Source organism: Mesorhizobium sp. B2-4-7, from assembly GCF_006442685.1.
In the GTDB taxonomy this organism is placed as follows: domain Bacteria; phylum Pseudomonadota; class Alphaproteobacteria; order Rhizobiales; family Rhizobiaceae; genus Mesorhizobium.
In genome coordinates this window covers 617,843-630,170 of sequence record NZ_VFVH01000003.1, presented here as the reverse complement: position 1 = coordinate 630,170, position 12,328 = coordinate 617,843, and the positions used below count along the sequence as shown (strand labels likewise).

12 protein-coding genes are annotated in these 12,328 nt (G+C 62.9%); 10 read left to right on the top strand and 2 right to left on the bottom strand.

Going from position 1 to position 12,328, the window contains the following annotated elements:
* Nucleotides 1-386 precede the first annotated feature (386 nt).
* The 4 genes from leuA (at nucleotide 387) to FJ946_RS13250 (ending at nucleotide 5,939) form a co-directional block, all read left to right on the top strand.
* Nucleotides 387-2,123 carry a 2-isopropylmalate synthase gene (gene leuA, locus FJ946_RS13265; RefSeq protein ID WP_140564032.1) on the top strand — a complete coding sequence of 579 codons (1,737 nt, stop codon included), beginning with the start codon at nucleotides 387-389 and terminating at the stop codon, nucleotides 2,121-2,123.
* Between the two features lie 182 nt (nucleotides 2,124-2,305).
* Nucleotides 2,306-4,078, top strand: a complete 1,773-nt coding sequence (locus FJ946_RS13260; protein ID WP_140496088.1) for a hypothetical protein — start codon at nucleotides 2,306-2,308, stop codon at nucleotides 4,076-4,078.
* A 329-nt stretch (nucleotides 4,079-4,407) separates the two neighbouring features.
* On the top strand, nucleotides 4,408-5,211 hold the full coding sequence (locus FJ946_RS13255) for an alpha/beta fold hydrolase (protein ID WP_140564031.1): 804 nt from the start codon (nucleotides 4,408-4,410) through the stop codon (nucleotides 5,209-5,211).
* A 110-nt stretch (nucleotides 5,212-5,321) separates the two neighbouring features.
* Complete coding sequence (locus FJ946_RS13250) at nucleotides 5,322-5,939, top strand: hypothetical protein (protein ID WP_140496090.1); 618 nt, start codon at nucleotides 5,322-5,324, stop codon at nucleotides 5,937-5,939.
* Here FJ946_RS13250 and FJ946_RS13245 read toward each other — a convergent pair.
* Nucleotides 5,923-6,846, bottom strand: coding sequence for a metallophosphoesterase (locus tag FJ946_RS13245; RefSeq protein WP_140564030.1), 924 nt, complete (start codon nucleotides 6,844-6,846; stop codon nucleotides 5,923-5,925). The two genes, FJ946_RS13250 and FJ946_RS13245, sit on opposite strands and share 17 nt — an antisense overlap.
* A gap of 53 nt (nucleotides 6,847-6,899) precedes the next feature.
* Here FJ946_RS13245 and FJ946_RS13240 point away from each other — a divergent pair, with 53 nt between their 5' ends.
* Nucleotides 6,900-7,397: an NUDIX domain-containing protein gene (locus FJ946_RS13240; RefSeq protein WP_140556147.1), complete on the top strand. Its 498-nt coding sequence runs from the start codon at nucleotides 6,900-6,902 to the stop codon at nucleotides 7,395-7,397.
* Between the two features lies 1 nt (nucleotide 7,398).
* Here FJ946_RS13240 and FJ946_RS13235 read toward each other — a convergent pair whose 3' ends face one another.
* Entirely contained in the window at nucleotides 7,399-8,391 is a 993-nt protein-coding gene (locus FJ946_RS13235; protein ID WP_140564029.1) for a glutathione S-transferase family protein, read from the bottom strand.
* Between the two features lie 287 nt (nucleotides 8,392-8,678).
* Here FJ946_RS13235 and FJ946_RS13230 point away from each other — a divergent pair, with 287 nt between their 5' ends.
* The 5 genes from FJ946_RS13230 (at nucleotide 8,679) to FJ946_RS13210 (ending at nucleotide 12,327) form a co-directional block, all read left to right on the top strand.
* Nucleotides 8,679-9,215, top strand: coding sequence for an N-acetyltransferase (locus FJ946_RS13230; protein WP_140496094.1), 537 nt, complete (start codon nucleotides 8,679-8,681; stop codon nucleotides 9,213-9,215).
* Between the two features lie 59 nt (nucleotides 9,216-9,274).
* Complete coding sequence (locus FJ946_RS13225) at nucleotides 9,275-10,036, top strand: 3-hydroxyacyl-CoA dehydrogenase (RefSeq protein ID WP_140564028.1); 762 nt, start codon at nucleotides 9,275-9,277, stop codon at nucleotides 10,034-10,036.
* A 67-nt stretch (nucleotides 10,037-10,103) separates the two neighbouring features.
* Entirely contained in the window at nucleotides 10,104-10,883 is a 780-nt protein-coding gene (locus tag FJ946_RS13220) for a HugZ family protein (protein WP_140556152.1), read from the top strand.
* A gap of 156 nt (nucleotides 10,884-11,039) precedes the next feature.
* On the top strand, nucleotides 11,040-11,384 hold the full coding sequence (locus FJ946_RS13215) for a metalloregulator ArsR/SmtB family transcription factor (RefSeq protein ID WP_140496438.1): 345 nt from the start codon (nucleotides 11,040-11,042) through the stop codon (nucleotides 11,382-11,384).
* Nucleotides 11,385-11,523: 139 nt separating this feature from the next.
* Nucleotides 11,524-12,327 carry an RNA methyltransferase gene (locus FJ946_RS13210; protein ID WP_140524945.1) on the top strand — a complete coding sequence of 268 codons (804 nt, stop codon included), beginning with the start codon at nucleotides 11,524-11,526 and terminating at the stop codon, nucleotides 12,325-12,327.
* The last annotated feature ends 1 nt before the right edge of the window (nucleotide 12,328 follow it).

Below are 12,328 nucleotides of genomic sequence, written 5' to 3'. Positions count from 1 at the left end.
GTGAACCGCTTCGACGCCAAAACAGAAGCGGACAGATCATGTGCTACCAAACCGGACAACTTGATTAGCTACCGACACATGGCTCTCGGTACGGCTTGCCTCCGGCTGGCCGCTCCTGTATGAAAACCGCCATGAACACGCGCGCCACCACCGCTTCCCGTCAGACCGGCTTTGCCGGCGAGACCGTGCGCGCGCTTGCCTCGACGCTGCTTCTTCTCGGCCTTATCGGCGATCGCCGGGTTCGCTGAAGGAGCGCCCGGCGGTCGAGCCGCCGCGCAAGCGCATGCTCCTTGGCAGTCACATCAAGCGAACGAAAATCTGGTAAAGGCGCCACTCGCCACCCATCCGCCTGAAGGCGGATTCGAGGGTCGCCGGGAGAAACGACGATGAACGCACGAGAAGAAATCCGCGTAAGCGAGGCCCCGGCGGGCCAGCAGAACGGCGGCATGCCGGACGCCGCCCGCAAGTACCAACCCTACCCAATCGTCGGCCTCACCGACCGGACCTGGCCCTCGAAAGTGATCGACAAGGCGCCAATCTGGTGCTCGGTCGACCTGCGCGACGGCAACCAGGCGCTGATCGACCCGATGGGCCACGAACGCAAGGCGCGCATGTTCGCGCTGCTGCTCGACATGGGTTTCAAGGAGATCGAGATCGGTTTTCCTTCGGCCTCGCAGACCGATTTCGACTTCGCCCGCTGGTGCATCGAAGAGGGCAGCGTACCGGCCGACGTTTCGCTGCAGGTGCTGGTGCAGTGCCGGCCCGAACTGATCACCCGCACCTTCGAAGCGCTCAGAGGCGGCACCAACCCGATCGTGCATTTCTACAATTCGACCAGCGAGTTGCAGCGCCGCGTCGTCTTCGAGAAGGACGTTGCCGGCATCAAGCGCATCGCCACCGATGCCGCCAAGATGATCAGCGACATGGCAGCGAGTGCCGGCGGCGGCTACCGTTTCGAATACTCGCCCGAAAGCTTCACCGGCACCGAGCTCGAAGTCGCGCTGGAGATCTGCAACGCGGTCACCGAGATCGTGAAGCCGACACCTGACAACAAACTCATCATCAACCTGCCGTCGACCGTCGAGATGTCGACGCCCAATATCTATGCCGACCGCATCGAGTGGATGTGCCGCAATCTCGACAGGCGCGAGAACCTGATCATTTCGCTGCACCCGCATAATGACCGTGGCACCGGCATCGCCACCACCGAGCTCGGCCTGATGGCCGGCGCCGATCGCGTCGAAGGCACGCTGTTCGGCAATGGCGAGCGCACCGGCAATGTCGACATCGTCACGCTGGCGCTCAACATGTACACGCAAGGCGTCGATCCGAAGCTGGACTGCTCCGACATCAACCGGATGAAGGATGTCTACGAATATTCGAACCAGCTGAAGATTCCCGAGCGCCATCCCTATGTGGGCGAACTCGTCTACACCGCCTTTTCCGGCTCGCACCAGGATGCCATCAACAAGGGTATGAAGGCGCTGAAGAAGGCCAACACGCCAGTGTGGGAGGTTCCCTATCTGCCGATTGATCCGGCCGACGTCGGCCGCAGCTACGAAGCCATCATCCGCATCAACTCGCAGTCCGGCAAGGGCGGCATCGCCTATGTGCTGCAGGCGGATTACGGGCTCAACCTGCCGCGCAACCTGCAGATCGAGTTTAGCCAGGCAATCCAGGCGATCACCGATGCCGAAGGCAAGGAAGTGCCGGCCAGGCGCATCTATGAGCGCTTCCTCGATACCTATGTCGACCAGCCGGGCGCCAGGCTGAAATTCCTCGATCACCACACCTATCCGGACACCGAGGTAAAGGGCCGGCGCGTTGTCGAGGCGGTCATTATCGACGACGGCAAGGAGATGACGATATCAGGCACAGGCACAGGCCCGATCGACGGCTTCGTCGATGCGCTGTCGCGCCATGTCGGCGTCGATATGTCGGTGCTCGACTATTCCGAGCACTCGATGCAGCGCGGTTCGAACGCCTCGGCCATTTCCTATGTCGAGATGGAACATCCTGACGGCAAGCTGTTCGGCGCAGGCATCAACACCAACATCGTCGCTGCCTCGCTGGAGGCCGTGGTGTCCGCCGCCAACCGGATTATCGGCAAAAGAGCCGGTTGATACAGGCCTGGAACGAATTCGGGACCATCGTCGTTTAGCGATTGGTCCCGACTTTTGTGTCATTAACCACCGGGAAATTATCCGGTGTGGTACGCGATCGCATAATACGTGTATGCTTGTACGGTGGTGCGGCAACGATATGATCGCGCCTCAACCTGTGCCGACTTCGAGAGGATCGACACTTGCAGCATGCCACGCCTGCCGCCCCCGCAGTGCGCGAGACACTGGAGCGACTGCTTGCCAGCGAAACGTTCGGGAGATCCGAGCGCGCGCGCAAATTGCTTCGCTATCTCGTCGAGCGCGAGCAGGCCGGGGAAGCCGACAGGCTCAAGGGCTTTTCCATCGCCATGGATGTTTTCGGCAAGGACGGCGATTTCGATCCGTCCACCGATGCCGTCGTGCGGGTGCAGGCGGGCCGCCTGCGCGAACTGCTGCAACATTATTTCGCCAATGAAGGCATTGCCGAGCCGGTCCGCATAGCCATTCCGCGCGGCGGTTACGTCCCGGCCTACGAACTCAATGCCATCCGCCTGCCGCAAGCAGCGGAAGCCGCCAGTCACGCAGAGCCGACAGCCAGCCTGCCCGAACAGTCCGGTGCCGCCGATGATGCCGCACCCATGGCGGCCTTGCTCGGCCAGGTTCCTGCGGCGGGCCTCTCGGTGACGCGCCATCTCAGGTTCTTCTGGATCGCGATCGCCGTGGTTATCGCCATGTTGGGCGTTCTGATCCTGCGCCAGGGCGGCGGTGCCTTGCTGGCGGGAGGCGACATCCCGGCAACGTCCGAGACCGCCGGCGAAACCGGCAGCATCACGCCGTCGCCCATGGTCGAAGCGCTGCCGCTCGTCTACATCGCCCTCAGGGCCAACACTCCCAATGCCAGTCGCGTCGCCGCATCGCTGCGTGCCGGCCTGAGCGGCTTTGATACGATCGACTTCATCGGTCGCAACACCGACAAAGCCGATCCGGTCGCCGATGCGACGAGTTTCATTTTCGATATCCTGCCTGGACCAGACGCGGGCGACGTTACCATCGAACTGCAAAGCTTGGCGTCCGGACGGGTGCTGTTGTCGCGCAACCTGACCGCCGCCGACAGCGCACCAACCGTAGTCGAGGATCGCATATCCGGCATTCTCAGTGCGGCACTTCCCGCTTCTGGCACCATCTACAATTACATCGAGCAGTCCGGCGCGGAGACCGGCCTGACGCAGTGCCTGCTGCTCAACGACAAATACTATCTCGACCAGAACGCCAGGACTCACGAGACCGCCTATCGTTGCCTCGAAGCCCTTGCCAACAGTGGCGCGAAATCGTCACTGGTTTATTCGGAACTCGCCTCATTGCATTTGGAGGCTGTGACCGACCACTACGCCTATCCGCCGGACGCAACGATCGAGAAGGCGATGACGTTTGCCCATCGCGCCGTGCAGATGGGGCCGACCAGCCCGTACGCACATCGCTCCTACGGCTACATCAATTCGCGCCTCGGCAATGCCGACGAGGCCCTGCGATGGATGCGGAAGGCCCATGATCTTAACCCCTACGATCTCGCCATGGCCGCCGCCTATGGCTACGGGCTGGTTTTCGCCGGCCGGTACGCCGAAGGAACACCTCTTCTGGCGCATGCCGTGGATGCCTCGAGCGGCCACCCGACCTGGTGGGACTTTGGGCTTTTCGCCGGAGAATTAATGCTGGGCGATACCAGCAAGGCAGCGATAGCCAGCAGCGCTCTGAGAACCACTGCGGCGAAATCGCACTATCTCGCCGCCCGTCTGATCGGCGCCAAGATCGCCGGTCGGGACAACCAGGCACGCAGGCTGCTTGATGAGCTGATAACCGAATTTCCGAAATTCGCCGCCAATCCGCGCGCAACCTTCATCGACAGAAAATATCCCGCCGATCTGACCGAGCGGCTGGTCGACGCCTTGCGTGCCGCCGGGCTCTTCAACGCGAGCTAGATGTGAGCCATTCCAGGGCAGCTAGTGCCGGGTTCCCTTCCGGAGTTGCGTGAAAATGAGGACTTCAAGCGGACAGCGAGTCCATCGAATAATGAAAGACCCAAAAGCGTTTCGCGTCGAAACGGATTCATGCGACACGCCTTAGGTCTTTTTGCTCGTGCGTGTCGTTCGCCCAAATCGAGGTCGCTTTTGGGAGCGGCATCCACCAGCAGCCGGCTCGCTGTTCGGCCAATCGCCTAATCGCGAAAATTTTACTGGCGAATGCTCTGGACTAGGAGCAATTCAGCCACATTTCCATCGCGCCTTCTCGAATAAAGCCTCAATCTTTCATGACTTCATCACTTTATGCCGACGAACGGGGTGTGGGTTCGAAGACCATCGTCCTGCTGCATGGTTTTGGCGGCAGCCACGATGTCTGGCGCGAGGTGATCTCCTTGCTGCCGCCTTCCGTACGCACATTGGCCTATGATCTGCCGGGACACGGCCTGTCGCTCGACTTTCCGTCGGCCGGACCGGCCAAGGTCGCGGCAAACGCCATCCTTGCCGACCTCTCCGCACGCGCGATCAAGCGCGTCCACCTCGTCGGCCATTCGATGGGCGGCGCGGTTGCAGCGCTGATGGCGTTGGCGGAGCCGGCAAAAGTCGCCTCGCTGACGCTCCTGGCGCCGGGCGGTTTTGGCCCCGAAATCAATGGACCGTTGTTGCGCCGCTTTGCCCGCGCGCAGGACCTGGCCGAAGTCCAGGCCTGCCTCGCCGAAATGTCCGGCCCTCGAGCCGCGCCCTCGCGTCGCATGGCCGAATTGCTGTGCGAAATGCGCGGCCGCCCCGGACAAACCGAAAAGCTCGTCGAGATCGCGGCCGCCATGACCAGGAGCGATCGACAGGGCGTCATCCCGCGCGAGCGGCTCGATGCGCTGAACATGCCGGTGATGGTGGCGTGGGGATCGGATGACGCCGTTCTATCCTTTACCCAAGTGGATGACCCGCCGGAGCGCTTCCATGTGCACCATGTGCTGGAGGCCGGCCATATGCTGGCCGAGGAAGCGCCCGACCTGATCGCCGAGATCATTCGCCGCAACAGCAATCGCCGCGTCGGGCCGCAACGGGTGAAACTGTCCGCCGCGGCCAGCTGACTTCTTCCGTCTGCGCCGCCAACGGCGACCCTTGATGCATTGATCTCGCCAGTGCATTTTGCCGGCGGCTGTGTTAACTCCATGTTAACCAAACCCGCGAGGCCACGCCCATGAAGGATGCAGGCGAAAAGATCATCGACCCGTCGAGAAAATTGTCCGATGCCATTCGCGATGTAAAGAATGCCTTTGCCGATCGCGACGACGTCGTCGTCGACATGCGCGAGGCGCATCGCATGCGGCTCGACCTTCTTGCCACCGAACTCGCGCCCGTTTTTGCCGACGTTCCCGCCGACATGGACAGTTTCGACTTCGTCGTCTCGTCCGGTCTGCAGCCGCGCCTGTGGATCGACGCCGTCAGCCATGTCGCCATGGGGCGCGACCGCCGCACCTACCGTTTCCTGAAGGACACCCGCATCGGCCGTGTGGTGCTGGCCGAATCGAGCGAGATGAAGCCGGTTGCCGATTCCGTGACGCGCTATGTCGCCGAGCGGATCGTCGAACGTCAGAGAATGATGGAGGGTGGCGTCGAGGCTGCCGTTCCCGGGATGAAGCGGCACGTGGTGCCGGAAGCCGAGCCGCCTTTGCGATCGCCACCGCGCAGCAAGGGCTGGTCGGCCGTCCTGTCCGGCCTTGGCCTGATCGCCGCAGGCGCGCTGGTGGGATTGGCGGTTTCGATCGTGCTGTTCTGGGACCGTATCGTGGCGCTGGGGCTCAGCTTGCGGCCATAGCCGGTTGCGCCCCGAGCTCGAGCGTCTGCAGATCCGAAGGTGGTATCGCCGGCCCCGTCAAGCCGCGCCGCGTCAGGCAGATGCGCCAATCGCCTTTTTCACCGTCTATGTCGAACAGATTGTACTGCGCCGCCGGAGGCTTGCCGCCGGGAGCCTGGCCGGCCGCGGCGACGCCAACCACCGGGACCTTGGCGTCGCGCGGGCCGATCTGAAACAGCGACGGCAGATGTGAATGGCCATGCAGGACGAGCTCGGCACCGTGCCGGCGAATGATTTTGTGGAAGCGGGCGATGCCGAACAGCCGCTTGTGCTGCGGGACGGCGCCCCGCACCGGCGGATGATGGATCATGATCGCACGGAACAATCCTTGCTTCGCCGTCGCATCGAGTATTTTGCGCAGCCGCTCGGCCTGGCCTTCCATGAAGAAGCCGTTGGCCATGAAGGGTGCCGTGGCACGCGCCGTGGTGATGCCGATCAACGCGACATTGCCGCGCACGCGCAGATAGGGAAACGAATTGCGATCGACCGGACTGTTGACGCCGTCGCCCGTCATCCATGCCGCCCAGGACCGGCACACCTTGTCGAAGGCGCCAGGCACATAGGCGTCATGATTTCCCGGCACCACCGACACGTCATGCGGCGAGCCGAGCGTCTCCAGCCAGTGCTTGGCCATCTCGATCTCGCCATCGAGCGCCAGGTTGACGAGATCCCCGGTAACCGCGAGGTGATCGGGCGCGCTGGCCTTGATATCGGCCACGATGGTGTCGATCACCGCATCGTGCATGTGCCGGCGGCGGTTGCGCTGCCAGTTGACGTAGCCCAGCACCCGCTTGGAGGCGAGATCGCGATAGGTTACTTCAGGGAGTGGCCCCAAATGGATATCGGAAATATGTGCGAGCCTGAACATTTCTCTTTCATAGGCGACGCGCACGCGGCTTTCCACCCACGGTTTCGCGACTGATGACGACCGATCCCGAGAGCACTTTGCGCCAGACCGGCTGGCCGGGGCTGCGAGCCAGGCTGTTCCATCTCTACTTTGTGCTGCGGCGGCCAATGACGCTTGGCGTGCGCGGGCTCATCCACGAAACGGCATCCAACTCCCTCTTCCTCATCCGCCACACCTATGTGCCGGGCTGGCAGCTTCCCGGTGGCGGGGTCGAGATCGGCGAGACGATGGCCGAAGCGCTGGCGCGCGAACTGGCGGAAGAGGGCAATATCACGCTGACCGCTCCGCCGGTGCTGCGCTCGATGCATTTCAACCGCCGCGCCAGCCGCCGCGACCATGTCGGCCTGTACCTGATCGAAAAATTCAGCCAGGCGGCCCCGAAACTGCCGGACCGCGAGATCGCCGAGGCCGGTTTCTTTCCGCTCGACCGTTTGCCCCAGGGTACGACCCCGGCAACGCTGCGGCGCATCGCCGAGGTTTTTGGCGGGAAGCCGCCGTCACCCTATTGGTAGTTCAGGCAGCCGCCTTGGCGAACCGTGCCCTGTCATGCCCCGCGCCGTAGTCAATTTCCGGCCCCACAGGCACTATACGCGTCGGGTTGATCGTTTCGTGGCTGCCGTAATAGTGCGACTTGATATGATTGAGGTTCACCGTGCCGGCTACGCCAGGCACCTGGTAAAGATCGCGCAGATAGTTCGACAGGTTGGGATAGTCGGCGATGCGGCGCTGATTGCATTTGAAATGGCCGACATAGACCGGGTCGAAGCGCACCAGCGTGGTGAACAGCCGCCAGTCGGCTTCGGTGATCCGCTCGCCGACGAGATAGCGCTGATTCGACAGCCGATGCTCCAGCGTGTCGAGCGCGGCGAACAACTCCCCGAACGCTTGCTCGTAGGCGGCCTGCGTGGTGGCGAAGCCAGCGCGATAGACGCCGTTGTTGATGGCAGGATAGACCAGTGCATTGACCGCGTCGATCTCGCCGCGTAGCGCCTGCGGATAGAAGTCGAGGTCGGTGTCACCCCAAGCGTCGAAAACTGAATTCAGCATCCGGATGATTTCGGAGGATTCGTTGGAGACGATGGTCTCATCCCTTTTATCCCACAGCACCGGCACCGTGACCCGGCCGGAATAGTTAGGGTCGGCCCTGGTGTAGATCTGGTGCAGGAAGTCCAGGCTATAGAGCGTGTCACCTGTGGCTCCGTCCTGCGCCAGGAACGTCCAGCCATCGGCGCCCATGAAATGATGGACGACCGACACGGAGATGATGCCTTCAAGCTTCTTCAGCGCCCGGAAGATCAGCGTTCGGTGCGCCCAGGGACAGGCAAGCGAGACATAGAGGTGATAGCGACCGGGCTCCGCCTTGAAGCCGCGGCCGCGGCCTTCGGCAGGCGCCCCGTCACGAGTGATCCAGTCGCGCCATTGCGACTGCGCCCGCACGAATTTGCCGCCGCTGCCTTTGGTGTCGTACCAGCGGTCCTGCCATTTGCCTTCGACCAGCAATCCCATCGCTTGTCCTTTCCTGTCTAGGACATCATGTAGGGCTCCAAGTCGTTGCATGGAATCGCCGGGCGCTGAACAGATCGTCAAGCACGTCGCGGCGCCCGTTGCTCTCTACCTGCAAAACCGCCGATTGCAGCGGCGGGAAATTGATGCTAGCGGACACTCCGCATGTTCGATTTTGCTTTGATCCGGTTCGACCGACGACGAAAGGGCGCCCACGCTTGATAAAGCGCTGATTGGCGAATGCTGCCGTTTGCAGCAAACCTTTCCTCCTGTACCGGAACGCAAAGACCATGAGCCTTGCCGACGTAGAATACCTGCCGGAAACTCCGGCGCATGACCCTCAGATCGAAGCCATCAATGACGAAGCCTTCGGGCCCGGCCGTTTTGTGCTGGCCGCCTACAAGATCCGCGAGGCCGGCGGGCATGAACGCGCGCTGTCCTTCGTCGCCATGGACGGCGATCTCGTGGTCGCATCAGTTCGCATGACCCGCATCGCAGCAGGCGCCGGACGCGCGCTGATGCTCGGGCCGCTCGCGGTGCGGCCGGCCTTCAAGAATCTCGGCATCGGCCGCCGGCTGGTGGCGATCGCGCTGGAAGCGGCCGCCAAGGCCCGAGCGCCCGCCGTCATGCTGGTCGGCGACGAGCCCTATTATGGACCGCTCGGCTTCAAGCGTATCCCGCGCGGCCAGATATCGATGCCACGCCCCGTCGATCTCGACAGGCTGCTGTCGCACGAGATCATGCCGGGCGCGGTTGCAAGGCTCACGGGCGAGGTCTGCCATGCCGACCAGGCCAGGGTCGCCGAGCACTTCGCCGCGATGGCTTGACCATTCGCGCCGATTGCGCGCCTGATCCACGCCTGACTCTCATGTGAAAGGATGACGCCATGAATCCAAACGGTGAGGTCGCTGTTGTTACCGGCGGCGGCTCCGGCCTTGGCGAGGCGACGGCGCGCGCGCTGGCCGCCAGGGGCGCCCGCGTCGCCATCTTGGATGTCGGCGTCGATCGGGCGGCCAAGGTGGCGGCCGAGATCGGCGGCATCGCCGTCCAATGCGATGTCGGCAGCGCCGACAGCGGTGTTGCCGCGCTTGCCGAGGTCGCGGCCAAGCTGGGCGAACCGCGCATCCTGGTCAATTGCGCCGGCATTGCCATCGGCGTGAAGACGATCGGCAAGGATGGTCCCCATCCGCTCGATCAGTACCGCAAGGTGATCGAAGTCAATCTGATCGGCACTTTCAACATGATCCGCCTCGTCGCCGACCGCGCCGCAAAGCTCGACCCGCTGCAGGGCGGCGAGCGCGGCGTCGTCGTCAACACCGCATCCGTCGCCGCCTATGACGGCCAGATCGGCCAGGCCGCCTATTCGGCATCAAAGGGCGGGGTCGTCGGCATGACGCTGCCGGTGGCGCGCGATCTTGCCCGTTCCGGCATCCGGGTCTGCACCATCGCACCCGGCATATTCAGGACGCCGATGATGGCCGGCATGCCGCAGGAGGTGCAGGATTCGCTGGGCGCCGCGGTGCCCTTCCCCTCGCGCCTCGGCGAGCCGTCGGAATATGCGGCCCTTGCCTTGCACATCATCGAGAACCAGATGCTCAACGGCGAGACCATTCGTCTCGATGGCGCCATTCGCATGGCTCCGAAGTAGCACTTGCCAGCCTGGCGCCATCGTCTGATAAGTGGAATAGCCAAATCAACTTAGCAGGGCGAGCATTTTGGCCGATCGAACGAAGGACGTGATCCGCGAGACCGACGCCGAGGCGATCCGGCAGGCCAAGACACTCATGCGCCGCGCCCGCTTCGGCGCCTTGGCGGTGTTGGAGCCGCAAACGGGTTCGCCGCTGGCGAGTCGGGTCGGCGTCGCCACCGACATCGACGGCACGCCGCTGATCCTGGTGTCGCAGCTTTCGGCCCATACGCCCGCCATACTTGCGGACCCGCGCTGTTCGCTGCTGCTCGGCGAGCCGGGCAAGGGCGACCCGCTCGCGCATCCCCGGTTGACGCTGATCTGCCGGGCAGCGCGGATCGAGCGCGGATCGGACGCGCATGCACGCGCCGAACGCCGCTATCTCAACCACAATCCGAAGGCCAGCCTCTATGCCGGCCTCGGCGACTTTTCGATCTTTCGTCTCGAACCGCAGCGCGCCAGCCTGAACGGCGGCTTCGGCAAGGCCTACCTGCTTGATCGCACCGATCTCATCGCCGACGGGCCGATCGTCGAGGAACTGGCAGCCAGCGAGCAATCCGCGATCGACCACATGAATGCGGACCATCTCGACGCCGTCGCCCTCTACGCGCATCATTTTGCCCGGGCATCCGGCGACGGCTGGGTCATCGCCGGATTCGATGCCGACGGCATGGATCTGGCCTCTGGCGACGATGCCGGCAGGGTCTTCTTTCCGCAGCCCTTGGCCACAGCGCATGAGTTGAGGCACGTCTTGGTCGACATGGCCAAGAGCGGCCGGGCGGCAACGTCGCCAAATAACCGCACTTAAATTACGTTTGATCAAAAGCAACGCTTGAGATTTGAATGAAATGTTCTACCCTTTGGCTGTGGCGCTGACTCGTTGGCGACCATTCACAACTGAGTTTATGGATTCAGGCACCATTGCCCCCATGGTGCCTCGATGAGCAAAGAGCATGGGGGATCGATGATCTCGACAAAGCTAATCGCCAACGCTGGATCGGCGGCCGAATTTCTGATGCTGATGGGCAATGAAAAACGGCTTTTGATCATGAGTTATCTGATCGACGGTGAAATGTCGGTCGGAGCCATCGCCGAGAAGGTGATGCTCAGCCAGTCCGCCCTGTCGCAGCATTTGGCAAAGTTGCGGGCGCTGGACCTTGTGGACACCCGCCGCGACCGCCAGATGATTTACTACTCCTGCAAATCCGACGCCGTGCGCGAACTGCTTGCCACGCTCGACGGCATTTTCGGCAGCGGCAAGGATGATCTGTCCCAGATGGCACAAAGGCTGCGCCGCGCCGGAACTTGAACGGCTGGTCGCGTAAACGTTTACGCCACCAGCGGCCTTCGGCAATGTGCGTCCATCCTGGGCGCGCAAAATACACTTTGACACTGCCTCCGCGCATCATGTTCTTGGCAACCGATTCCGATTGTCAGCCGAGGCTCAGATGATCCTTGTCCACATCGACGATCCGCGGGATCCGCGCGTCGCCGCCTATCTCGACATCCGCGAGCGTGACCTCGCCGGCCGACAGGGCCGCTTCATTGCCGAGGGCAAGGTCGTGCTCGACATGCTACTGTCGGCCGCTCGCTTCCGTGCCGAATCGGCGCTGGTTCTGGAGAACCGCTTGGCCGGCCTCGAAGAAATCCTGCACAAGGCATCTCCTGACCTGCCGGTCTATGTCGCCGCCGGGGCTGTGATGGATGCCATTGCCGGGTTTCACATGCATCGCGGCATTCTTGCCATTGGTCGCAAGGAGACGCCCCAACTGGCCGAGGCCCTGCTGGACGGCTTGCCTGCCCGAGCATTGATCGTGGTGCTCGTGGGCATCGCCAACCATGACAACATGGGCTCGATTTTCCGCAACGCCGCCGCGTTCGGCGCCAACGCGATCCTTTTGGATGCGACCTGCTGCGATCCGCTCTATCGCAAGGCGATCCGCGTTTCGGTCGGCGCGGCCTTGAAGGTCCCGTTCGCCTCGTTCAGCGACACCGCGCGGTTCGCCGCGACGCTCGACCGGCGTGGCTTTACCCAATTTGCGCTGTCGCCGCGCGGGACATCAGACATACGCGATGCAAAACCGGCCGAACGCCTGGCACTCTACCTCGGGACTGAGGGCCAAGGCCTGCCCGAAAGCCTGCTCGCCCGTCTCAATACTGTTCGGATCAACATGTCGGAAGGCTTCGACAGCCTGAACGTCGCGGCGGCATCCGCCATCGCCCTGCATCATTTCTGCGCCGGCGGTGCCTGAA